The organism is Methylocystis sp. H62, assembly GCF_015709515.1.
In the GTDB taxonomy this organism is placed as follows: Bacteria; Pseudomonadota; Alphaproteobacteria; order Rhizobiales; family Beijerinckiaceae; genus Methylocystis.
This window is the reverse complement of sequence record NZ_JADNQZ010000055.1, coordinates 5,650-27,903: the sequence shown is the minus strand read 5'-3', so window position 1 is coordinate 27,903 and position 22,254 is coordinate 5,650. Positions and strand designations below refer to the sequence as shown.

The window sequence follows — 22,254 nt, the reverse complement described above, 5'->3', positions numbered from 1 at the left end:
GTTAGGACATCGTATCCTCATGCAGCAGTCCGGCTTCGATCAGGGTATTTTTTATTCGGTAGGAACGAAAACCTTGATTTACCCACGACCTTACGGAATCTTCCTCAATGCCGATTTCAGTCAGTATCAACAAGTGGTATAAAATAGAAAGTGCGCCGATCTTTTTCTGTAAATCTTCATAGAATGATGGTGGGCTGACGTCTTGATCCTGCGGCGCTCCAAAGTGCGACAGGTCATTGCGACGTTTGGCACATTCGCAGCAAAAGATACGCAGCTTGTCGGGGCTCATATCGATTTTAACGGTCGAAAGAACCTCAAATAACCGAGCTTCCAGACTCGGCTCGGCGCGCAATTGTCGTTTTGCCCATTCTCTGTCTCTACGGCATGTAATCTGCTGAAGTATGCGAGCGATCTTATCCTCCAGTTTTTTTAGCGGCGCTCGCGTAAATTCCGTACTCCTATGGAAAGATTCGAGGCCCCATACCAGGCTCACGAATTGGTGTTCAGTGTAGAGCCTCATGCCTCGACGGAGACCAGTGTATAAATAAAACCCTGAGCCAATTTTTTCCTTCTTGCTAAGCCAACGGGAGACGATTTCTCCAAAACGGTCCCGGAGCTGCAAAAAGTTCGTCGGACAGGTGTGACTCTCTGGTGGACTTGGTGGGTCTGAATTGTCTACGATCCGAACAAAATAGAATTTAAATTTAATTGGGTATGGCATGGATTTTATCTTAAGCAGTACGGAAGGCCAAGCAAGAGGATATTCGGAATCTGTGAGCAATGTGAACAAATCATCTAGAGAATTGAATATACGCTTTACGTCATTCAAAACCATTGTCGTTCGCTGAGAATAGACCAAAGTTGCGCTTTCCTGTAATTCAAGTTTATTATCCTTATGGCTCCCTTGAATTGGTGCCAGGATACCGAATTTTATTTTCAGTTTGGCTCCGCCTTCAAGAGTGTAATTGACTTGCTTGGGAACCTGGTGCCGGACCGATAGGCTTGATTTATTTCTTATTATTTTTATCGACCCCAGTCGCAGCCATCCTTCGAATCCTTCCAAATTTATCTCAAACTCTTTGAAAGCCAAATGCTTGAAGGGCCGAGTCAAGAGATCGCTTAATAAACATTCTGCAGCGAAGTAGTTCTCATAGGAAAGACCGCTACCGTATCTGCCACCATAACGCGAAAGTTCGCTTAGCAGCACATGATTATTAGTTCCCTTCAAAATGCCTTGGATTTGTTTTCCGTCTAACCAAGCATCGTCTTGGCCAAGAAAGAGCTTGATGCCATTCTCGCGCGTTAAACACCCGTCCAACTCGAGCGTTGTTCGACCATCGTCGTGAATTTTGAGTAGACCTGCGACACTGGAGTCTGGAGCGAAATGTTTTTCAGGGATGGGGTCGTGATGCCACCAAAAAAGACCCCTTTCGTTTAAGATGGTCATCCCACGGTCCGCGTCAGCGAAGTTCGAGCTTTGTTGAACAAGTTCATTGTGGGGGTATTTGCAAATTCATGATGTCGACGCAAACTAGCTTTTACTCGTCCGCCATTTCCAGCACGACGCGCCATTCTTCGTCGCTCACCGGCTGCACCGAGAGGCGCGAATTGTTGACGAGGACCATGTCCTTGAGGCGCGGCTCGGCTTTGATCTGCGCAAGCGTCACCGGCTTTTTCAGCGCCTTCACAGCCTTCACATCGACCATGCCGAATTTGCCGCTCTCGTCGGTGTGGTCGGGATAATAGGTCTTGATGATCTCGACGACGCCGACGACCGCCTTGTCCTCGTTCGAATGATAGAAGAAGCCTTTTTCGCCCTTCTTCATCGCCATCAGATTGAGTTTGGCCGAATGGTTGCGCACGCCGTTCCAGAACGTGCCCTTGGCGGCGGCCTCGACCTGTTGATCCCAGGACCAGCTCGACGGCTCGCTTTTGAGTAGCCAATGCGCCACTAGAGCTGCGCTCCCACCACGCGTTTCCAGGGTTTCAGCTCCACCGAGGCGAAGAGGCCGGCGGCGGCGTAAGGGTCTTCGCTGAGCAGCGCGCGGGCGGCGGCCTCGTTCTCGCAGTCGAGAATGAGCATGGAGCCGACGGGGGTCTCGCCGTCCAGAAACGGACCGCCGAGTTTTACGCGCGAAGCATGCTTTTCGAGAAAGGCGAGATGCGCGGCGCGGGTCGATAGGCGCAGATCGACATGACCGGGCTTATCCAGGCAAAGGGCGACGAAGAGCACAGGCGGCCTCGCGTAAGCGTGACGAAGGCGCAACTTGTTCCAAAGCCCGCGCCGCGGGTCAACAGCGCCGCCGCCGAAATGACGATTTCATGTTCGAAGAGGCGAGGGCTTCGGGAAATGCAAGGCGCCTGAAGGGCTTCCTCATCCTGAGGAGCGTGCGCAGCACGCGTCTCGAAGGGCGAGGAAGCCGCAAGCCGCATATAACAATCCTTCACCCGATTCTCTGGGGGGAAGGCGCGCTTCAGGCGCGCGTCGCCGGCGCCTCGAGCTCCTGCGCGACGACGCGGTCGCCAAAACCGATGATGGCGTCGCGCAGGGCGGCGATTTCGGCGTCGCTCGCTGCGACGGGAACAACGGACAACCCCTTGGACCCGTTGGCGGCGCGGCGCAGATTGGCCCGCTCCGCGCGCAGCGCCTCGACGGCGCCTTGCAGCATGGCGTTGTCGGCGCGCGCCGATTCGAGCTTTCCGGCGGCGTCGTTCGCTTCGGCGCGCGCCACGCGCAGCGCGCCTTCCAACTGGTCGCCGTCGCTCTTTTGGCGTTCTTCGGCGGCTTTGAGCTGCGCCCGTGCCGCGTCGAGTTCGGCGGCGAGCGTCTCGCCCAGCGTGCGGGTCGCGGCAAGTTCGCCCGACATGCGCGTCAGCAGATCTTCAAGCTCCGTGGCCCGCGCGCCCGACTGCACGGCGCGCACATGCTCGTCGCGCAAGACCTGCAGCTCGCGCTGCATCTCGCTATTATGCTGATGCAGCGCCGCGACGCGCGCCTCATAGGCCGCCACGAAACCGTCCAGCTGAGCCCCGGCGCCTTCGTCCTGCGCCGCCGTCTCCGATCGAATCAGCCGCAGTTGCGCGACGCGGCCTTCGGCGCGGTCGGTCATTTCGTGCAGCGCTCTCTCCGTGGCGTTCAGAAGCTCGGTGCGCTCGCCCAAAACCTTCTCCGCCTCATTGGCGCGCAGGTTCATGTCGCGATTGTCGGCTTCGGCGCGATTGAGCTGCGTTTCGAGATCGGCGATCCGCGCGACATGGCGGCCGACCGTCGCCAGATCATGCGCCCGCGCGGCTTGCGTCGCCTCCATCGCCTGCTCGAGCCGCCGCTCGCGCACGGCGAATTCGGCGCGCAGCAGATCGCGCTCGGCGACGACTTCCTCCATCGACATCGGCGCAAGCATCTGCAGCCGTCGCATCGACAGACGAAGCGCGCGCCGCCAGAAAGCGGGGAGGAACATCAAGGCGAAAAGCCCGGCGACGAGGAAGCCGAGCGCGAAATACATCGCTTGTTCGATCAAGACGCAGCAATCCTTGATCCGTCTCAAGGCGGACGGCGCTGCGGATTTTGCCACGTAATGACGCAGAACGCAAAGCACGAGCTACGGTTGGTCGGCGCGCGCGATGCAATGCGACCGTGGCTTTCGCCGTCGTCCATTTGGATGACGACTTTCCCCCTAGCGGGCTGCAGAACGGCGGACGCAACGGCCGCGGGCGTTGCTCGCGGAAAGCAGAAGAAGCCAAATGATTTTATCCGCTGGCGTTTTTTGTTTTGGCCGCGCGCGCGGCGCGCCGCGATTGCGGCGGGCTCGGCGATGAGCGCCATGCGCTGTCCGGGCGCGCCCGCGCTCCTTGTCGGCGATCCGGCCGAAAGAAGCCTGCAAGGCGCCAATGAGCGAGTCTTCGCCACCACCCTTGCGGCGGATGAAAGCGTTCTCGCCGCCGCGCAAACGCTGGCAGCGCCGGCTGCGCGCATCCGATTCGCGCCGATTTGCGTTGAAAACGACTGCGCGCATTGGAGCGGCGGCGGATGCGCCTTGCTCGGCCGCATCGCGCAGCTGCTCGCCAAGGCGGCTGCGCCGGTGAAGCCGAGTCCCGCCTACGACTGCAGCATTCGTCATGATTGCCGCTGGCGGGGGCAGCGCGGCGACGAGGCCTGCGGCATCTGCGGATTCGTCGCCCGGGAGCCGCTCGATCCGTTTCCGCCGCGCGTGGGGGCGGGCCGCCAGCCGGTCGTTTAGGACGCGCCTTAAGTCGGCGCGTGAGAATCGGATCAGAACGGGTTCCAGGTCGATTCGGGCGTGAATTTCAGATAGCCGAGATTGAGGCCGAGCCGCGCGCCAAGTCCCGAGCGCACCGGCATGACGACGACTTCGTCACTGTTGAGCGCGGTGAATCCGAGGCCGCCGACGAGATAGGCTGATCCGGCGGCGCCGGAGAACCGCCGATAGATCGAGTCGACCGACGGCAGATTATAAACGAGCATCATCGTCCGATCGCCGTCGGCGCCGGCGTCGAGGCCAATCGATGGGCCCTGCCAAAACACGCGCTGCTGGCCGGCGTTGCGCGTATACATCCTGCCCTGGCCATAGCGGAGCCCGCCGACGAACGCGCCGCTCGCCTCCTCGCCGAGGATGTAGGCGTTTGGACTGCCCCACTGCCGCGATGCGCGCTCGACGCCTTCGGCGAGGCCGCGGGAAATCGAACCGAAGAAGCGGTGGCCGTTCTCGACGATCTCACCGCTGGAATAGGTTTCGGGCCGCTGCGCCGCGCGGGCGAAAGAACCAGGAGCCGCCCAAGCGCAGGCCGAGGCGGCGGCGAGGCGAAACAGGTCGCGGCGCGAGGCGGCGTTGAACGAAGATTTGCTCATGACGACGAACTCCAGGACGAACGTGTTCAAACGCCATGCGTCGGCGTCAACGATGGCCGACCCGCGGCGCAGTTGCGTCGCAAAGGCGACAGGCGGGTTTGCGCCCGCCAAAGTCGCGCGCCGTAGTTAAGGAAGCGTTGCGGCGGCTTCCAGCGCGGCCGCGTCGGCCCACGCGACGAACGGACCATTGCGATAATCGTCGGCCTTCTTGCCGTAGCGCAGCGGCGCGCCCTCCGGATCGAGCGTGACGCCGCCGGCCGCGCGCAGCACGGCGTCGCCCGCGGCGGTGTCCCATTCCATCGTCGGTCCGAAACGCGGATAGACGTCCGCCTCGCCGTTGGCGAGCAGGCAGAATTTAATCGAGGAGCCGACGGGCGCGCTGCGCGCGATGCGCTGTTTCGAGAGAAACGTCTTCGTCGCCTCGTCGAGGTGAGACTTCGAAATCAACGCGACCAGTCCTTCCGGGGGACGCCGCCGCGTGCGCAGCGGACGCCAGTCCTGCATCGGCGGCAAGGACCCGCCGGGGACCGCCTGCGCCTCATAGCCCTGCGCGCCGGCGAACCAGACGCGGCCTTGCGCCGGGGCGTAAACCGCGCCGACGCGCGGCGCGTTGTTCTCCGCGAGCGCCACATTGATGGTGAAATCCGAGCTGCGGGCGAGAAACTCGCGCGTGCCGTCAATCGGATCGATCAACAAAAAGGCGTCGCCGGCGCCGAGCGTGATGCCACGCGCGACGCTCTCCTCGGCCAAAAAGGGCACGCCGGGCAGCGCCGCTTCCAGCTCGCGGAGCAGATAGGCCTCGATCCGCTCGTCCGCCTCGGTCACGGGCGACGTATCGCCTTTGAGTCGCGACTCGATGTTTGCATTGGCCAGCGTCTCCATCGCCAGCGCGCCGGCCGCGATCGCCATATTCGCGAACAGGCGGGCGAGGTCTTCGATGTCATTGAGCGCGCCCGCCGACTGTACAAAATTCTCCGCCGCCATCGTTCGATTCCCCCAACGTCTGTTTACGATTAAAGGCGCGCGTCATTTGCAATCCGCGCGGCGCCCGCTAGTTTCGTTTTAGCCTGAACGCAGTGATTCGCGCGCCGCGTCAGTCCGCCGCGCATCGTACAGGAAGACCGGATAAGCTTCCTTGAGACGTCGCCGCCTTCACCCGCTTTGGATGGCATCATGACCAAATTCTCGCTCGACCCACTCGATCTCGCCGCGCTCCTGTCCTCGCGGGTCTGTCACGACGTCATTTCGCCGGTGGGCGCGATCGTCAATGGTCTTGAAGTGCTCGAGGAGGAGAAGGACGCCGAGATGCGCGGCCATGCGCTAGCGCTGATCAAATCGAGCGCCAATGAGGCGTCGGCGCGGCTGCAGTTTTGCCGGCTCGCTTTCGGCGCGGCGGGTTCGAAGGGCGCGTCGATCGACACGGGCGACGCCGAACTGGTGACGCGCCAGCTGATCGCCGACGAGCGCACGCAGCTGTTTTGGAGCGTTCCTCGCGTGCTGATGTCCAAGAACAAGGTCAAGCTGCTGCTGAACCTCTGTGTCTTGGCTGATGCGGCGATCCCGCGTGGCGGCGTGATTTCCGTTAGCTCAACGGGTGAAGACGATCGGGTGACGTTCAGGATCGAGGCGAAAGGCGTCAATGCGCGCGTCGCGTCGAACGTTCCCCGCCTTCTCGAAGGCGAATCGGAAGAGGGCGCGATCGACGCCCGCGCCATTCAGGCCTATTACGCGGGTCTCGTGGCCAACGCCTGCGACATGCAGGTTGTTGTTTCCAGCGAGCCGGAACTTGTGACGATCGAGGCGATCCCCGTCCAAGCGGCGGCGGGGATGGATGCGCCCGCAGAGAGCGCCGTCGCCTGAAGCCAAACGCCCTTGCGGGACCCGCGCGAGACCCGCGCGGATCCTGCCGTTTCGATGAAACGTATCAGCTATGCGCAGACGTGCTAGTCGGCGCGGGTGCTTCGCTGAGTCGCGCGCGGCAACGCCTTGGCGTCGCGCAGATGGTTCTCCAGCATCGGAATGGCGCTCTGCGCCCACCGCTTCAGATCGGCGTTCTGACCGTTCCTGGCGTAACTTTCGAAAAGCTTCACCGCCTTCTCATGTCCGTCGATCTGCTGCGTCCGGAAGCGCTCTTCGAAGCGCGCGCCAGTCACTGAGGTCAATTGCTGCAGAAGATTCTGGTGTTCCTTGTCGAGCGCGGTCGGAGCGTTAATCCCGCCTTGCCGCAGGATTGGCTTCAGTTCGTCGTCCATGTTCGTGTGATCTCTTACGATCCTACGGGCATAGTCGAGGAAGTCCTGAGTGTTTGCCTTGTTCTGAGCTTCGCGTCCGGCCTGAATTTCAAAATTGCCGATGTTCCAGGCCTTGTCCACGAAGTTCTGGGTCGTGGCGTCCACTCGGTTTGATCGGGTCATCGTGGCTGTTGAGCCGGATTTCGACCACGACGCGGCAAGCGCGTAACCGGGGACCATAAACGCAAGCGCAACGGCTCCCGCCAGCAGGGGTTTCCTCATCTTCGTCTCCTCGACGTTCCGCCCCCGCACCGTAAACCGATCGCGCACACGCCTGTTCCGCGAGATGCTTCAGTTGGCAAAAAGAAAACGCCGCATCCTCGGGCGCGGCGTTTTGCGTATCGCTCGTGATCGCGCTTTTGCTTCAGCGCTGGCGATGGCGCCGTATCAGGCGGTGATGCGTTCTTCCGCTTCGCTCGGCTCTCAAAAGCGCATCGTGCCGCTGAGGTTGGAGAGGGATATGGCCGCCAAACCAACCAAGGCAAAGAAGGCCGTACCTCGGAAGAAGGGCGTGCAACCCGCGAGCGACAAGCCGAGGCGCCATCCGTGAACGAGGAAGGACGGCGAAATGCACCGTGCGGGAACGGATTTTTTGTGGTATAAGACGGCTATGTCAATCACGCTCACCCCCGAACAAGAGGCTTGGATTAAAGCCCATATTGCGACTGGCGATTTCGCTTCGATTGAGGAGGCGGCCCGCCAGTTGCTTGACGACCGCATCGCCGAACTCGCCGCCGAAGACGACGACGATGACATGGCATGGGCGAAGCCTTTAGTCGATGAAGCGCGGGCCGCGATCGCGCGGGGCGAATTTGTTTCTCTTGAGGAACACAAAGCACATAACGCGGCGCTCCTTGCGTCTCTCAAGGATTAATGGCGCGGGTCATCGTCTCGCTGCTGGCGCAAGCCGATACAGCTGACATTCTCACCGATCTTCGAGACAAGGCGGGGCGCGCTGTCTCCCGCGCATACGCCGCCGCTTTTGAAAAATTCTATGAACGCCTGATGCAGCATCCCGACAGTGGGGCGCCTCGCCCCGCCATCGGGAAGCATGTCCGCATTGGCGTCATCTCCCCTTACGTCGTGATCTACGAGCATATAGCCGCCGACGACACGGTGATGATTATGCGGATTGCTCACGGACGGCGCAAAATCTCCCGCAAATTTTTGCGGAGCGCTTGATGGCGTCATGTTGCACGGCGTCGTATCAGGCGGTGATGCGTTCTTCCGCTTCGCTGGGCTCTCGCAGCACATAGCCGCGGCCCCAGACGGTCTCGATGTAGTTGCGGCCTTCGCTGGCGTTGGCGAGCTTCTTGCGCAATTTGCAAATGAACACGTCGATGATCTTCAATTCGGGCTCGTCCATCCCGCCATAAAGATGATTGAGGAACATCTCCTTCGTCAGCGTCGTGCCCTTGCGCAGCGAGAGCAGCTCCAGCATCTGATATTCCTTGCCGGTCAGATGCACGCGAGCGCCGCTGACTTCCACCGTCTTCTGGTCGAGATTGACGATGAGGTCGCCGGTGATGATGATCGATTGGGCGTGGCCCTTCGAGCGGCGGACGATGGCGTGAATGCGCGCGACGAGTTCGTCCTTATGAAAGGGCTTCGTCAGATAGTCGTCGGCGCCGAAGCCTAGACCCTTTACCTTGTCTTCGATGCCGGCGAGTCCGGAGAGGATGAGGATCGGGGTCTTCACTTTTGCGACGCGCAGCGTGCGCAGCACCTCATAGCCGGACATGTCGGGCAGGTTGAGGTCGAGAAGAATAATGTCGTAGTCGTAGAGCTTGCCGAGGTCGATGCCCTCTTCGCCCAGATCGGTCGTATAGACGTTGAAGTTCTCGGATTTGAGCATGAGCTCAATACTTTGAGCCGTCGCGCTGTCGTCTTCGATCAATAAAACGCGCATGTTGGTTCCCCACCGAGCTCCATCGTCCGCGACCGATCGCGCGAAGGACGCGCGCCGGCGGCCGGCGAGAGTCCTCGCCTCAGCGACCTGACCGACCTTCCTGCGAAGGTAAGCGGAATTGGTTAATAAACCTTCACTTACGCCTCAAACGCTGCCCTAAATCTTAATCTTGGGCGGTAAGCAAGGCGGACGCGTCACGCTACGTCTGGAAGGACACGGACAGCGACGCGCGAATCACGCGTCATTTCCAATCTATACGCTGCGGCGAGTCCGGTGGGCAAAGACAAAATACGCGGCGCGTAACGAAATGCGCGCACGCCCCCACGAAGCTTCGCGCGCGCGCTTCTCGCCGCATCTGCGTCATGATTGGGTCCCATGCGCGGCGCCAATGAGGCTGCGCGACGATATGCTTGCGACGAGCGGCGCTTGCCAAACTGAGACGACTGGTCGTATTATGTCCAAATGAGCCGACGCGACGTCAAAGAGCTGAGAGAGAAGCTTCTGGACCGGGGAGTGGCCCTGCTGATGGAGCAGGGCTATCACGGCACCGGGCTGCAGGAGCTGGTCAAGAGCGTCGGCGTGCCGAAAGGCTCCTTCTATAATTATTTCGAAAGCAAGGAAGCCTTCAGCGCCGAGGTCGTCGCACATTACATTGAACCGTTCATCAAACGGCTCGACGCACAGCTTCAGCGCAAGGATTTGGGCGCCGCGGCGGCGCTGCGCGCCTACTTCGATGAGCTGATCGAAGAGACGGAGCGCCTGGATTTCCGGGGCGGATGCCTGCTTGGCAATCTCATCGGCGAGATCGGCGACACGAGCGATCTCTGCCAGACGTCGCTGCGCGAGGCCGTGCACCGCTATCGCGACAAGCTGCGCGAGGGAATCGCCCGCGCTCAGCGGGAAGGCGGTTTCCGCACGGATATGGACGCGAAGGAAATGGCGGACCTTCTCGTCAATTTCTGGCAGGGCGCGTTGCTGCGCATGAAGATCGAGCGCTCGGTGCGTCCGCTGACGCAGTTCTGCGACATGCTGCTCAACGGCTACTTCAAGGCGTGATCGATTTGCGCTCCAATGAGACGACCGGTCATATTGATATGGGCTCTAAGTAGGGGAAAGACGATGCCGAAATTCATCATCGAACGGGACATCCCCGGCGCCGGGAAGATGACGCAAGACGATCTCCAGGCGATCTCGCAGCGCTCCTGCGCCGTCCTGCGCGCGCTCGGCCCGCAGACGCAATGGATCGAAAGCTACGTCACCGACGACAAGATCTATTGCGTCTACATCGCCGAGAATGCGGCGGCGATCAAAGAACATGCGGCGCAAGGAGGCTTTCCGGCCAACCGGATCAGCGAAATCAGGGCGATCATAGACCCTGCGACGGCCTGACCGGGGACTGACCAACAAGGGAGAGTGGTTCAAATGAAAAGCTTGCCGTCACGCGCAGCTCTCTGCGCGCTTCTTTTGGGAGGCGCGCTTGCGCCCGCCATCGCGGATGAGACCTGCAACTCGCCGTTCATGAGCGGGCTGATCAAGGGACAGGAACAATATCTCCACGTCTGGACGCTCGGCGAGAAGGGCGTCGGCGATGGATCCGACAAGCTGGTGACGATCGACGTCGTTCCCGGCTCCGCGACCTATGGAAAGGTGCTCCACGCGATTTCCGTCGGCGGGCGCGGCGAGGCGCATCACATGGGATTCACCGACGATCGCAAATATCTCTGGGCTGGCCGTCTCGACGACAGCAAGATTTTCATCTTCGACGTCGGCTCCGATCCGTCGACGCCGAAGCTCGTCAAAACCATCGACAATCTTGCCGAGAGCACGGGCTATGTCGGCCCGCACACCTTCTATGCGCTGCCCGGCCGCATGCTGGTGCAGGCGCTCTCCAACAAGAAGGATCATGGCGGCGTCACCGGGCTGATCACCTACAACAACGCCGGCGAACTCGTGACGACGACGGCGGCGCCGCTCACTGACGGCGGCGACGGCTATGGCTACGACATCGCCATCAATCCCGCCCAGAACCGCATGCTGACGTCGAGCTTCACCGGCTGGACCAATTACATGATGGATCTATCCCAGCTCATCCAAGACGATTCCGCGATGAAGAATTTCGGGAACACGATGGTGATGTGGGATCTGAAGGCGATGAAGCCTCTAAAGGTGTTTTCCGTTCCCGGCGCGCCGCTCGAAATACGCTGGGCGCTGAAGCCCGGCGCCAATTGGGCGATCACCGCCGGCGCGCTCACCTCGAAACTTTACCTGATCAAGCAGGACGACAAGCACGAGTGGCAGGCGAAAGCCGTCGCCGACGTCGGCGATCCATCGAAAATTCCCTTGCCCGTCGACATCTCGATATCGTCCGACGCGTCGTCGCTCTGGGTCAACACCTTCATGGACGGAACGGCGCGGCTCTTTGACCTCGCCAATCCGGAAGCGCCGAAACAGGTCTATGCGAAAAAGATCGGCGCGCAGGTGAATATGGTCTCGCAAAGCTGGGACGGGAAGCGCGTGTATTTCACCACCTCGCTGCTCGCCAACTGGGACAAGAAGGGCGCCGAAAACGAGCAGTTCCTCAAAGCCTACTCGTGGGACGGGAAAGAGCTTAGGGAAGATTTCGTCGTCGACTTCCACAAGGAGGGACTCGGCCGCGCGCATCATATGAAATTCACCGCGCGCGCCCAGAAGGCCGAGCTGCCGTGAGCGCAAGCCGCAACATCGCAAGGGCGGCGGTCGCTGTCGCCCTCGCGCTCGCAGCGCCATCGGCCTTCGCAGTGGACCCGGCGGTCACAAGACTGCCGGCGCCCGGAAGCTATGCGCTGCATCCGATCCAGCGCACGCCGGACGCCGCGCTCCTCGATGCGCAAGGCAAGCCGACGCCGCTTTCCGCTCACACGCGCGGCGCAGTGACGGCGCTCGGCTTCTTCTATTCGCGCTGCGCCGATCCACTCGGTTGCCCTGTCGCCTGGTCGACTTTCGACGGGGCGCGAAAGGAGGCCGAAACCGATCCGTTGCTGAAGGGGAGGCTGCGTCTCGTTTTCGTCAGCCTCGATCCGATGCGCGACACGCCTTCTGTCATGCGCATGCTGGAGACGGAAGAGAAAGGCGGCGACGTCCCCTGGGTCTTTCTGACCGGCGCGAGCGAAGGCGAGATGACGCCGCTCTTTTCCGCCCTGGGACAGGACATCGCCCATGTGAGGGATCGCGTCGGCAGGCGCACGGGCGCAATCAATCATATGCTGAAAGTGTTCTTGATTGATCCCGAAGGCTGGGTCCGCGAGATTTACAGCACAGCGTTTCTGACGGCGGATGGCCTGCTCAATGACGCGCGGACGCTCGCGATGGAGTTTCCGGAGGCGAGCAATGCGGCCGCTGCGAGATGAGCGTCCCGCCCTTCGTCATTCGTAGGAGCGGAGCGACGAAAGCATCCAAGCGCCGCACGCGAAGCTCTGGATCGCTTCGCTTCCCTTGCTATAACGGAGGTCATTCGGACGGGCGCGTCATCCCTTCCCTTCACGGGGAGGGTCGAACCGCAAAGCGGTTCGGGGTGGGGTGGCTTTTTCCCCCACCCGCGACGCTGCGCGTCGCGACCTCCGCGCAAGGGGGAGACATTGCGCGCGTTCTGCACGCGCTGGCGCTATTGTTTTGCGTCGGCCACGCCGCAGCGCAGGACATCCAATCGCCGCTGGGGCTCCCGCCAATCCCCGCGACGGTCGCGGGAACGCCCGCCATGCGCAGGCTCGGCGAGAAACTGTTCTTCGACCGCAGCATTTCGGCGAACGGCACGCTGTCCTGCGCCATGTGCCATATTCCCGCGCAGGGCTTCGCCTCGAACCAAAGCGCGCTCTCGATCGGCATGGAGGGGCGGTCGCTGCGGCGCAACGCGCCCTCGCTCTATAATGTCGCCTTCAAGAATTTCCTGTTTCACGACGGCCGCGAGACCGATCTCGCCGCGCAGGTCTGGGGGCCGCTGCTCGCGGCCGACGAAATGGGCAATGCCGGGATCGGTCCGCTCATCGCAAGGCTTCGCGCCGACGCCGAATATGGGCCATTGTTCGAGGCGTCCTTTCCGGGCGAGGGCGCGACGATGATGACGCTCGGGCGCGCCATCGCCGCCTATGAAGCGTCGCTGCTGCGCGGCGGCGGGCGTTTCGATCGCGCCATCTATGGCGGCGAACGGTCGGCCCTGACGGCTCAGGAGTGGCGGGGCTATGCGCTTTTCACCGGCAAGGCCGGCTGCGCCGCCTGCCACGCGATTGGACCTGAGACGGCGCTGTTCACGGACCAGTCCTGGCACAACACAGGCGTCGCGTTTCGCTCCGGGGCGAGGGGCGGCGAAAGGCTGGTGCAGCTCGCGCCCGGGGTTTTCCAAAATGTCGACATCGCCGCGATCGGCCTGGCGCAGACCGGCGCGCCCAGCGACGTCGGCCGTTTCGAGATCACCAATGCGCCGGCCGACCGTTGGGCCTATACGACGCCGATGCTGCGCGGCGTCAGCGAGAGCGCGCCCTATATGCACGACGGAAGCCTGAGGACGCTTGCCGAGGTCATCGAGTTCTACGATCGCGGCGGGGGCGCCAATCCGTCGCTCGACCCTAAAATCCGTCCGCTGGAGCTGACTCCAGACGAAAAAGCGGCGATCGTCGCCTTTCTCGAGGCGCTTTGACTCGGCGACCGGCGGGCGAGAACGCGCCGATCATCCGTCGCGCCGCATTCGGGCATTTTCGCGCGGCGCCGGCGCAAAACCGGCGGGACGAACATTGACTTGAACCTGCGCTTTCTCCTATATGCCTGCGATCGGCGCCGCTCCAAAAGGGGCGGCGAATGTTTTGTGACGGCTGTGCGCCGTCGCGGCGCCGAAACTTTTTTGAGCTGTCTGCGGCGCGGCCGTCGACGGCGACAGGCAAGACGAGCGCGGGAGCCGGGCGCAAGCCCCTTTCGCCAGCGGAGAAAAACGGTGAAACGGACATTTCAGCCCAGCATCATTGTGCGCAAGCGCCGTCACGGCTTTCGCGCCCGCATGGCCACGGTCGGCGGCCGCAACGTTATCGCGGCGCGGCGCGCCCGCGGACGCAAGCGCCTCTCGGCCTGATCCGGCTCGATGCGGACGAGGCGGATGACTGCATGAAGGCGCAAGTCCCCGCCGAAGATGAGAAGGCCTCGCGCCCGGAGACTCTGCGCCGGCGCAAAGATTTCGTGCGTACTGCGCGCGGCGCGCGAGTCGCCATGCCCGCCTTTACGGTGCAGATGGCGCCGCGGGAACCCACGGACTCGCATGCGCCGGCCCGTTTCGGCCTCACCGTTACGCGGAAGGTCGCGGGCGCGGTGGGTCGCAACCGCATCCGCCGCAGGCTCCGCGAGGCGCTGCGGCTCGGCGGCGCCCTTGGCGCGAAGCCTGGTCGCGATTACGTCTTCGTCGCGCGGCCCGTGTCCCTCTCCGCGCCATTCGCCGAACTGCTCGCGCAGATGACCGAAGGACTCGCCAGGTTGAATGATCGCGGCGCGGCGCGCCCGAGACGCAAACAGGAAGACAGGCTTACGCGGCCATGAGTGAAAACATCAAGAACATGATCCTCGCCGCGGCGTTGTCGCTGGTCTTCATCGGCCTGTGGGACTATTTTTACGCCTTCCCCGAGATCGACAAGCAGCGCCGGGCGCAGACGCAGCAGGAGCAGATCGCCAAGGTTCCTCAGCTCGGCGCGCCCGAGCGGGTCACAGCCGGCCAGCCTCCCGTAAAGGCCGCGCCCAAGACACGCGCTGAAGCGCTGGCGCTGAGCCCCCGGATCGCCATCGACACCAGATCAATCTCCGGCTCGATCGCGCTGAAAGGCGGACGCATCGACGACGTCTCCTTGAAGAATTATCGCGAGACCGTCGACCCCTCGAGTCCGATCATCACGCTGCTCTCGCCCGAGGACGGCCCCAGCCCCTATTACGCGGAACTCGGCTATCTGACCGCCGAAACGGAAAATGCGCCCGTTCTGCCGACCACCGAGACGCTGTGGACCGCGGATGCCGACGGGCTGACGACGGCAAAGCCGGTGACGCTGACCTGGGACAATGGCCACGGCCTCGTTTTCAAGCGCGTCATCTCGGTCGACGACGAATATCTCTTCACCGTCAAAGACAGCGTCGAGAACAAAGCGGGCGCCGCCGTCACGCTTTTTAACTACGCGCGCATCAGCCGCGTCGGCCACCCGCCATCCGCGGGCTACGCGGCCCTGCATGAAGGCTTCGTCGGCGTCATCGGCGACGCGGGACAGGAAGTCACCTACGACAAGATCGAGAAGGAGGACAACGCGGTCACGACCTACAAGGGCGTCGGCGGCTGGGTTGGACTGACGGACAAATATTGGGCCGCCGTGGTCGCTCCCGACCAGAATCTGCCGATGGAGGCGCGCTACGCCTCGATGGGCGGCGCGGTGAAGACCTATCAGGCCGATACGGTCAGCGACAAGAAGACGATCGAGCCCGGGAAATCGGCGGAGGCGACGACCTATGTGTTCGCCGGCGCCAAGGTCGTCGACGTGCTCGACGCCTATAAGACGAATCCTGGCCTGAAGCGTTTCGATCTTCTCATCGACTGGGGATGGTTCTACTTCATCACCAGGCCGATGTTCCGGCTGATCGACTTCCTTTACAAGCTCTTGGGGAACTTCGGCCTCGCCATTCTGGCGGTGACCGTTGTCGTCAAGCTCGCCTTCCTGCCGCTCGCCAATAAAAGCTATCAGTCGATCGCCAAAATGAAGGCGATTCAGCCAAGAATCAAAGAGTTGAAGGAAAAATACGGCGACGACAAGCACAAGTTCAACACGGAGCAGATGGAGCTCTTCAAGCGGGAGAAGGTTAACCCCGCGAGCGGCTGTCTGCCGGTGATCGTGCAGATCCCGGTGTTCTTCTCGCTCTATAAGGTGCTGGTCGTGACGATCGAAATGCGTCACGCGCCGTTCTTCGGCTGGATCCATGACCTCTCGGCGCCGGACCCGACCAATGTCTTCAACCTGTTCGGGTTGCTGCCTTTCGACCCGACGCATGTTGCGATCTTCGGCCCCTATCTCGCGCTCGGCGTCTGGCCGCTGCTGATGGGCGTCTCGATGTGGCTGCAGATGAAGATGAATCCGGAGCCCGCCGACGAGATTCAGAAGACGATGTTCGCCTGGATGCCGGTGATCTTCACCTTCACCATGGGCGGCTTCGCCTCCGGCCTGCTGATCTACTGGACGTGGAACAATCTCCTGTCGATCGTCCAGCAGGGGGTCATCATGAAGCGCGCCGGCGTGAGGTTCGAGTTCTGGGACAATCTGCGCAAGACGTTCCAGAGAGCGTGACCGAATCCGACTTCACCGAACCGGGCCGGCTGCTCTTTGCCGGCCCCTGCGACTTCATCTTCGCGAGCGTCAAGGCGAGCGATCTGCCGCCGATCGGCCCGCCGGAGATCGCTTTCGCAGGGCGCTCCAACGTCGGCAAATCCTCGCTCCTCAACGCGTTGACGAACCGCAAGACGCTCGCGCGCGTCTCGAACACGCCGGGGCGCACGCAGCAGCTCAATTTCTTTGCGCTTGGCGGCGCGCCAGGCGCCGAGCGGCTGCGTCTCGTCGACATGCCCGGCTACGGCTATGCGGCGGTCGGCAAGGAGAAGGTGGCGAACTGGTCGCAGCTGATGCGCGACTATCTGAAGGGAAGAGCCAGCCTCGCCCGCGTCTTCGTGCTCGTCGACGGGCGCCGCGGCGTGAAGCCGCTCGACGAAGAGATGTTCGATCTCCTCGATCAGTCGGCCGTCTCCTATCAGGTCATTCTGACCAAGCATGACGAATTGAAGATCGCCGAGCGCGACGAGGTCCTCGCCGCAACGATGAAGGCGCTGGAGAAGCGCCCCGCCGCCTTTCCTGAAGTGATTTTCACCTCGGCGCAGAGCGGCGAAGGAATTCCCGAGCTTCGCGCCGCGATCGCCAAGCTCCTGGCCGAACGAAACGCTTGAATGCGACGGGCGGGGCGGGCTAGGTCAATTTAGAACCCCCACCCCAACCCTCCCCCGCTTCGCGGGAGAGGGAGTAGATTCGGCGCTTTGTAGAGGTCGCTCACGCCGCTCGTTAGCGTCCCCTCTCCCATTCGAAGTCGGCTGTCGCCGACTTCGGGGTCGATGCGCAAACCGGGAACACCCGGTTTGCGAAGCGGGGGAGGGACAGGGAGGGGGCGTTTTTGAGGCAGCCTTCAGTCAGGATTCTCAGATGACCGACGCCGTCGACACCGCGCTCCAGCAAGCCCGCATTCTCATGCAGGCGCTGCCGCATATGCTGCGCTACGACGACGCCATCGTCGTGGTGAAATACGGCGGCCACGCCATGGGCGACGATCAGGTGGCGCGCGATTTTTCGCGCGACATGGTGCTGCTCGAACAGTCCGGCGTGAATCCGGTCGTCGTGCATGGCGGCGGGCCGCAGATCGGCGCGATGCTGAAGCGTCTCGGCGTCGAATCGCGCTTCGCCGATGGCCTGCGCATCACCGACGAAGAGACGATGGACGTCGTCGAGATGGTGCTCGCCGGCTCCATCAACAAGCAGATCGTCGGCTACATCAATTCGGAAGGCGGACGCGCCATCGGGCTGACCGGCAAGGACGGGCGCATGGTCACCGCCAAAAAGATCGAACGCCCCGACGGCGTCGACCTCGGCTTTGTCGGCGAACCCGACAAGGTCGACACGACCGTGCTCGATCAGGTGCTGGGGCGCGAGCTCATCCCGGTGCTGGCGCCCGTCGCCGAAGGTCCGCGCGGCGAAAGCTATAATGTCAACGCCGACACCTTCGCCGGCGCGATCGCCGGCGCGCTTCACGCCAAGCGCCTCATCTTCCTCACCGACGTGCCGGGCGTGCTCGACAAGGACAAGCAGATCATCCAGGAGCTGAAGGTCGGCGATATTCCCGGCCTCATCGCCGAGGGCGTGATCACCGGCGGCATGATTCCAAAGGTCGAGACCTGCATGTACGCCATCGAGCGCGGCGTCGAGGGCGTCGTCATTCTCGACGGGAAACTGCCGCACGCCGTGCTGATCGAATTGCTCACCGATCATGGCGCCGGCACGCTGATCACGCGGTGACGAACGAAGCCCTCATCCGTCGCCACTGCGTGGCGACACCTTCTCCCGCTTGCGGGAGAAGGAAGAACGGCGACGCTTCGCGATTGCGTTTGCGGCGATGATTGGCGCTTGCCCTCGCGTAGCGAGGGTCGGATGAGGGCCATTTAGTGAACCTCTTCATCCTCACCGGCGCTGGCGTTTCCGCCGAAAGCGGCCTTGGCGTCTTTCGCGGACCGGGGGCGGCGCTGTGGAAGCGCTACGATCCGATGCAGCTCGCGACGCCCGAGGCTTTCATGCGCGATCCGGCGCTGGTGCATGCGTTCTATAATGCGCGTCGGCGCAATCTGCTCGCCGCTTCTCCCAACGCCGCCCATGCCGCGCTGGCGCGGCTCGAAGCCGGCCTCGCGCAGCGCGGCGGCGCAGTGACTCTCGTCACGCAGAACATCGACGATCTGCATGAGCGCGCCGGCTCGACGCGCGTCATTCACATGCACGGCGAATTGCTCAAAGCGCGCTGCGCCTCATGCGGCGCGGTGAGCGATTGCCGCGACGATCTTTCGACCGACTCGCGTTGCGGATGCGATGGCGCGTTGCGGCCGCATGTCGTTTGGTTCGGCGAGACGCCGCTCTATATGGAAGAGATCTATGCGGCGCTCGGAGCGGCGGATCTTTTCGTCGCCATCGGCACGTCGGGCGCGGTCTATCCGGCGGCGGGCTTCGCGCGCGAGGCGCGCGCAAGAGGTCTGCGCTGCTGCGAGATCAACCTGGAGGCGTCGGAAAACGCAAAGCAATTCGACGACAGAATTTATGGCCGCGCGAGCGAGATCGTGCCGTCATGGGTCGATGAAACATTGGCGTTGTAATGCGCAACGATGGAACGGTGCGCGGTCATTCCCTCCCCCCTTGCGGGGGAGGGTTAGGGCGGGGGGGTAGGCGCGCAATCTCTACCACCTGCGACCTCCACCCCCAGCCCCTCCCCGCAAGGGGGAGGGGAGCGCGCGTTGCGCCGCGTCGGTCGATCTGCGACAGGTTGCGATGACCAAACTCTTGCCCGACAGATCGCGCTTCGCCGCGATCGACACCTGGGTGTTCGATCTCGACAATACGCTCTATCCGCAGACCGCCGATCTCTGGCCCAAGATCGACGCGCGCATCACGCTGTTCATGATGCGGCTGTTCGGCCTCGACGCCATTTCGCTGCGTGCGTTGCAGAAACATTATTATCGTCAATACGGCACGACGCTGCGCGGGCTAATGACCGAACATGGGATCGACCCCGAAGCCTATCTGGCCTTTGTGCACGACATCGACCGCTCGTCGCTGGCGCATAATCATTCGCTCGCCGAGGCGATCGCCGCGCTGCCCGGCCGCAAGCTCATCCTCACCAACGCCTCGCGCCATCACGCGGTCGAAACAGCGAAGCAGCTCGGCATCGACCATTGCTTTGAGGACATCTTCGACATCATCGCCGCTGACTTCATCAATAAGCCCGAGGAAGGCGCCTATATGCGCTTTTTCGAGAAGCTGAAGATCGAGCCCAAGCGCGCCGCGATCTTTGAGGACATCGACCGCAATCTCGTCGTGCCGCATGCGCGCGGCATGGCGACGGTGCTGGTGCTGCCGGCCCATGATGAAGGCCCCGAGCGCGAAATCTGGGAAATCGCGACGGGCGACGAGCCGCATGTGGATTTCGTCACGGACGATCTCGTGGGGTTTTTGGAGGGATTGATCGCGGATTAAGTTGTGATGCGTTCCAGCAAGATCAGATCGGTGTCTTGCGGCTTGGCTCCGGCGGCCGTCAGCATCGCATGAATCTGGCCCCGATGATGGGTCTGGTGATTGAAGATGTGGCTGACGACGAGCCACTTCGGCTTGATCATATCCGATTGCATCAGGCTTGAACGCCAGATGAGATCGCCGGCGAGCCAGTCGTCGGTGACGGCGTCGGCCCAGGCGATCAGCCTTTCGTCGCAGGCGAGGCGGTCCTGTTTCAAGCTGTACCAATCGTCGCGATAGGAAGCTGATTCGCTCAGCGGCGTGGAGGGCTTCGGGGCGTCGGAAATGCGGCTCAGCCACATATGGTCCGCCCAAAGAAGATGGCTGAAAGTTGCATGAATTGATTTGAAGTAAGCGCCGCGGTCCTTGCGCCGGTCGTCATCCGACAGGCTGTCGGCGGCGGCGTAAAGGCTGGCGTTTTGCCAGCGATTGTAGCGCGCCATGGTTTTTACAAATGTCGAACTTGCCATGTGATTGTCTTGCCTCCTGGAAGCCTATCGCAGTAGCGTGATTGCCTTCGCCAAGGCCAGCGTCACTTCCGATTTCGTCGCTGCGCCTTTCTTCTTCGCCTTAAGCGCGCGCCAGTCGAGGCTCTTCACCTGATCGGCGAGCGCGGCCGAAGGCTTCGCGCCGGCGAGCGGGACTTCAAATGGATAGGCTTTCGCCGCAGCGCTTGCCGAGGGGTTCCGCGTCATGGCCGGGCTCGTCCCGGCCATCCACGCCAGACGTTGCGCCAATGCTGCGGGACTTGCGTAAAGGCGCCGCGTGGATGCCCGGCACAAGGCCGGGCATGACGCTGAGAGTGCGCGCCATGCTTGTCTTCATTGCGCCGGGTCGTCCTCATGGCGCGTCGCCCTTGTTGAACTCCCCTCGCCATGGCCTTACAACCGCGCCAGCCTTCACCGCATCAATTTCGGGAATTTCATGTCGCACACAGGACTTGAGACGCTCATCAGCGCCGCTTTCGAGGATCGCGCCAATATCACCGCCGAGACGCAGGGCGACGTCCGCCGCGCCGTCGACAGCGCGCTGCGTCTGCTCGACGCCGGCAAGCTGCGCGTCGCCGAAAAGATCGAAGGCAAGGACGGCCCGGAAAGCTGGAACGTCAATCAGTGGCTGAAAAAGGCCGTGCTGCTGTCCTTCCGCTTGAACGACATGGCGGTGATCGCCGGCGGACCCGGCGGCGCGACCTGGTGGGACAAGGTCCCCTCCAAATTCGTCGGTTGGGGCGCGCGCGAGCACGCGGCGTCGGGCTTTCGCTCCGTGCCAGGGGCGATCGTGCGCCATTCGGCTTATGTGGCGCCTGGCGCGATTCTGATGCCGTCCTTCGTCAATCTCGGCGCCTATGTCGACAGCGGCACGATGGTCGACACCTGGGTGACGGTGGGCTCCTGCGCGCAGATCGGCAAGAATGTTCACCTGTCTGGCGGCGTCGGCATTGGCGGCGTGCTTGAGCCCTTGCAGGCCAATCCCACCATCATCGAGGACGACTGCTTTATCGGCGCGCGTTCCGAGGTGGTCGAAGGCGTCGTCGTCGGCAAGGGCTCGGTGCTGTCGATGGGCGTCTTCATCGGCGCCTCGACCAAGATCATCGATCGCGCCACCGGCAAGATCCACATGGGCTATGTGCCGCCCTATTCGGTGGTCGTCTCCGGCAGTCTGCCGGGCAAGCCCTTGCCGGACGGAACGCCCGGCCCGTCGCTCTATTGCGCGGTGATCGTCAAGACGGTCGACGCGCAGACGCGCAGCAAGACGGGCATCAACGAGCTTTTGAGGGATTGAATGGACGCCGAGCGCCTGCGATTTCTCTACCGAACCGATCAGGGCCGCATTGATCGCGCGACCTGGCGGCGCGGCGCGGGCGCGCTCATCGCGGTGCTTTTGCCGCTGACGCTGATCTGGTTCGCGCTTGCGCCCTATTCGGTCCATGATCTGGCGACGACGCCCTTCTTCGCGCCGATGACGATTCTCGCCTACGTCTATGTCATCTTTTACGCCTTCGCCGTGATGCTGATCGTCGTGAGCTTCATCAATCTTTCAGCCAAGCGCTGTCGCGACCGCGGCCTAAACCCGCCGCTCGGCCTCGCGAGCGTCGCGCCGCTCCTGGCGCTGCTTGCCGGCGCGGCGCATTTTCTGCAGCCGCGCGTCGCCGAGGTCATGTCGCGCTGGTATGTCTGGGGCGTCGACGCGCTTTTTGTCGCCGCCGCTCTGTGGACCATCTATGAATTGGGTTGGCGGGAGGAGTCGCTGTCGTAGCGCGCTTTACCTCCCCCTTGAGGGGGAGGTCGGCAGGCGGAGCCTGCCGGGAGGGGGGGAGATGCAGTATTCACCCCA

The 22,254-nt window shown here is 62.4% G+C and carries 28 protein-coding genes; 18 read left to right on the top strand and 10 right to left on the bottom strand.

The genetic code is table 11. The annotated features are described in order from the left end of the window. Position 1 precedes the first annotated feature (1 nt). The 4 genes from IYY11_RS13095 to IYY11_RS13080 all read right to left on the bottom strand — a co-directional run bounded on the left by IYY11_RS13095 (position 2) and on the right by IYY11_RS13080 (position 3,518). Complete coding sequence (locus tag IYY11_RS13095) at positions 2-1,447, bottom strand: HEPN domain-containing protein (RefSeq protein WP_196404258.1); 1,446 nt, start codon at positions 1,445-1,447, stop codon at positions 2-4. 91 nt (positions 1,448-1,538) lie between these two features. Further along, positions 1,539-1,952, bottom strand: coding sequence for an EVE domain-containing protein (locus tag IYY11_RS13090; RefSeq protein WP_196404257.1), 414 nt, complete (start codon positions 1,950-1,952; stop codon positions 1,539-1,541). Then, positions 1,952-2,233 carry a YciI family protein gene (locus IYY11_RS13085; protein ID WP_196404256.1) on the bottom strand — a complete coding sequence of 94 codons (282 nt, stop codon included), beginning with the start codon at positions 2,231-2,233 and terminating at the stop codon, positions 1,952-1,954. The genes IYY11_RS13090 and IYY11_RS13085 overlap by 1 nt, the downstream gene beginning before the upstream one ends. 241 nt (positions 2,234-2,474) lie before the next feature. After that, on the bottom strand, positions 2,475-3,518 hold the full coding sequence (locus tag IYY11_RS13080; protein ID WP_246719945.1) for a hypothetical protein: 1,044 nt from the start codon (positions 3,516-3,518) through the stop codon (positions 2,475-2,477). Between the two features lie 294 nt (positions 3,519-3,812). Here IYY11_RS13080 and IYY11_RS13075 point away from each other — a divergent pair, with 294 nt between their 5' ends. Next, on the top strand, positions 3,813-4,238 hold the full coding sequence (locus IYY11_RS13075; RefSeq protein WP_196404255.1) for a hypothetical protein: 426 nt from the start codon (positions 3,813-3,815) through the stop codon (positions 4,236-4,238). Positions 4,239-4,270: 32 nt separating this feature from the next. Here the strand turns inward: IYY11_RS13075 and IYY11_RS13070 are convergent, their stop codons facing one another. Together IYY11_RS13070 and cysQ are read right to left on the bottom strand one after the other, a co-directional pair. Then, entirely contained in the window at positions 4,271-4,867 is a 597-nt protein-coding gene (locus tag IYY11_RS13070; protein ID WP_026222785.1) for a DUF1134 domain-containing protein, read from the bottom strand. A gap of 126 nt (positions 4,868-4,993) precedes the next feature. Then, the gene (gene cysQ / locus IYY11_RS13065) at positions 4,994-5,851 is read right to left on the bottom strand and encodes a 3'(2'),5'-bisphosphate nucleotidase CysQ (RefSeq protein WP_196404254.1); all 858 of its coding nucleotides are present in this window, start codon (positions 5,849-5,851) and stop codon (positions 4,994-4,996) included. Between the two features lie 189 nt (positions 5,852-6,040). Here cysQ and chpT point away from each other — a divergent pair, with 189 nt between their 5' ends. Beyond that, positions 6,041-6,727 carry a histidine phosphotransferase ChpT gene (chpT, locus tag IYY11_RS13060; protein WP_196404253.1) on the top strand — a complete coding sequence of 229 codons (687 nt, stop codon included), beginning with the start codon at positions 6,041-6,043 and terminating at the stop codon, positions 6,725-6,727. A gap of 83 nt (positions 6,728-6,810) precedes the next feature. Here the strand turns inward: chpT and IYY11_RS13055 are convergent, their stop codons facing one another. Beyond that, positions 6,811-7,380: a DUF4142 domain-containing protein gene (locus IYY11_RS13055; RefSeq protein WP_210331348.1), complete on the bottom strand. Its 570-nt coding sequence runs from the start codon at positions 7,378-7,380 to the stop codon at positions 6,811-6,813. A 346-nt stretch (positions 7,381-7,726) separates the two neighbouring features. On the opposite strand from IYY11_RS13055, the gene IYY11_RS13050 reads away from it, so the two are divergent. Both IYY11_RS13050 and IYY11_RS13045 read left to right on the top strand, forming a co-directional pair. Beyond that, on the top strand, positions 7,727-8,032 hold the full coding sequence (locus tag IYY11_RS13050) for a hypothetical protein (RefSeq protein ID WP_246719943.1): 306 nt from the start codon (positions 7,727-7,729) through the stop codon (positions 8,030-8,032). Further along, on the top strand, positions 8,032-8,340 hold the full coding sequence (locus IYY11_RS13045) for a type II toxin-antitoxin system RelE/ParE family toxin (RefSeq protein WP_196404252.1): 309 nt from the start codon (positions 8,032-8,034) through the stop codon (positions 8,338-8,340). Before IYY11_RS13050 ends, IYY11_RS13045 begins: the two co-directional genes overlap by 1 nt. Positions 8,341-8,365: 25 nt before the next feature. Here IYY11_RS13045 and ctrA read toward each other — a convergent pair whose 3' ends face one another. Beyond that, positions 8,366-9,067, bottom strand: a complete 702-nt coding sequence (ctrA, locus tag IYY11_RS13040; protein WP_018407261.1) for a response regulator transcription factor CtrA — start codon at positions 9,065-9,067, stop codon at positions 8,366-8,368. A 462-nt stretch (positions 9,068-9,529) separates the two neighbouring features. On the opposite strand from ctrA, the gene IYY11_RS13035 reads away from it, so the two are divergent. From IYY11_RS13035 to IYY11_RS12980, 12 genes are all read left to right on the top strand, one after another. Beyond that, positions 9,530-10,123, top strand: coding sequence for a TetR/AcrR family transcriptional regulator (locus tag IYY11_RS13035; protein ID WP_196404251.1), 594 nt, complete (start codon positions 9,530-9,532; stop codon positions 10,121-10,123). A gap of 63 nt (positions 10,124-10,186) precedes the next feature. Next, the gene (locus IYY11_RS13030) at positions 10,187-10,456 is read left to right on the top strand and encodes a DUF4242 domain-containing protein (RefSeq protein WP_196404250.1); all 270 of its coding nucleotides are present in this window, start codon (positions 10,187-10,189) and stop codon (positions 10,454-10,456) included. 33 nt (positions 10,457-10,489) lie between these two features. Beyond that, the gene (locus IYY11_RS13025) at positions 10,490-11,773 is read left to right on the top strand and encodes a selenium-binding protein SBP56-related protein (protein ID WP_196404249.1); all 1,284 of its coding nucleotides are present in this window, start codon (positions 10,490-10,492) and stop codon (positions 11,771-11,773) included. Then, positions 11,770-12,453 (top strand): SCO family protein, encoded by a 684-nt coding sequence (locus IYY11_RS13020; protein WP_196404248.1) that lies wholly within the window; start codon positions 11,770-11,772, stop codon positions 12,451-12,453. The genes IYY11_RS13025 and IYY11_RS13020 overlap by 4 nt, the downstream gene beginning before the upstream one ends. Before the next feature lie 164 nt (positions 12,454-12,617). Then, on the top strand, positions 12,618-13,736 hold the full coding sequence (locus tag IYY11_RS13015) for a cytochrome-c peroxidase (RefSeq protein WP_196404247.1): 1,119 nt from the start codon (positions 12,618-12,620) through the stop codon (positions 13,734-13,736). A 291-nt stretch (positions 13,737-14,027) separates the two neighbouring features. Further along, positions 14,028-14,162 (top strand): 50S ribosomal protein L34, encoded by a 135-nt coding sequence (rpmH, locus tag IYY11_RS23040; protein WP_196391618.1) that lies wholly within the window; start codon positions 14,028-14,030, stop codon positions 14,160-14,162. A 32-nt stretch (positions 14,163-14,194) separates the two neighbouring features. Further along, positions 14,195-14,620 (top strand): ribonuclease P protein component, encoded by a 426-nt coding sequence (gene rnpA, locus IYY11_RS13005; protein ID WP_196404246.1) that lies wholly within the window; start codon positions 14,195-14,197, stop codon positions 14,618-14,620. Further along, a complete protein-coding gene (gene yidC / locus IYY11_RS13000; protein ID WP_196404245.1) occupies positions 14,617-16,398 on the top strand; it encodes a membrane protein insertase YidC in 1,782 nt (593 codons plus the stop codon). Before rnpA ends, yidC begins: the two co-directional genes overlap by 4 nt. After that, positions 16,395-17,048 (top strand): ribosome biogenesis GTP-binding protein YihA/YsxC, encoded by a 654-nt coding sequence (gene yihA, locus IYY11_RS12995; RefSeq protein ID WP_196404244.1) that lies wholly within the window; start codon positions 16,395-16,397, stop codon positions 17,046-17,048. The genes yidC and yihA overlap by 4 nt, the downstream gene beginning before the upstream one ends. A gap of 250 nt (positions 17,049-17,298) precedes the next feature. Further along, the gene (argB, locus tag IYY11_RS12990; RefSeq protein ID WP_018407270.1) at positions 17,299-18,165 is read left to right on the top strand and encodes an acetylglutamate kinase; all 867 of its coding nucleotides are present in this window, start codon (positions 17,299-17,301) and stop codon (positions 18,163-18,165) included. 146 nt (positions 18,166-18,311) lie between these two features. Then, positions 18,312-19,007, top strand: a complete 696-nt coding sequence (locus IYY11_RS12985; RefSeq protein ID WP_196404243.1) for an NAD-dependent deacylase — start codon at positions 18,312-18,314, stop codon at positions 19,005-19,007. Positions 19,008-19,179: 172 nt separating this feature from the next. Further along, a complete protein-coding gene (locus IYY11_RS12980) occupies positions 19,180-19,884 on the top strand; it encodes a pyrimidine 5'-nucleotidase (RefSeq protein ID WP_196404242.1) in 705 nt (234 codons plus the stop codon). Here IYY11_RS12980 and IYY11_RS12975 read toward each other — a convergent pair. Together IYY11_RS12975 and IYY11_RS12970 are read right to left on the bottom strand one after the other, a co-directional pair. Next, on the bottom strand, positions 19,881-20,390 hold the full coding sequence (locus IYY11_RS12975; protein WP_196404241.1) for a DinB family protein: 510 nt from the start codon (positions 20,388-20,390) through the stop codon (positions 19,881-19,883). The two genes, IYY11_RS12980 and IYY11_RS12975, sit on opposite strands and share 4 nt — an antisense overlap. Before the next feature lie 24 nt (positions 20,391-20,414). Next, on the bottom strand, positions 20,415-20,615 hold the full coding sequence (locus IYY11_RS12970; RefSeq protein ID WP_196404240.1) for a PemK family transcriptional regulator: 201 nt from the start codon (positions 20,613-20,615) through the stop codon (positions 20,415-20,417). Between the two features lie 229 nt (positions 20,616-20,844). Here IYY11_RS12970 and dapD point away from each other — a divergent pair, with 229 nt between their 5' ends. Beyond that, positions 20,845-21,702 (top strand): 2,3,4,5-tetrahydropyridine-2,6-dicarboxylate N-succinyltransferase, encoded by an 858-nt coding sequence (gene dapD / locus IYY11_RS12965; RefSeq protein WP_196404239.1) that lies wholly within the window; start codon positions 20,845-20,847, stop codon positions 21,700-21,702. Then, positions 21,703-22,176, top strand: a complete 474-nt coding sequence (locus IYY11_RS12960; protein WP_196404238.1) for a hypothetical protein — start codon at positions 21,703-21,705, stop codon at positions 22,174-22,176. Positions 22,177-22,254 lie beyond the last annotated feature (78 nt).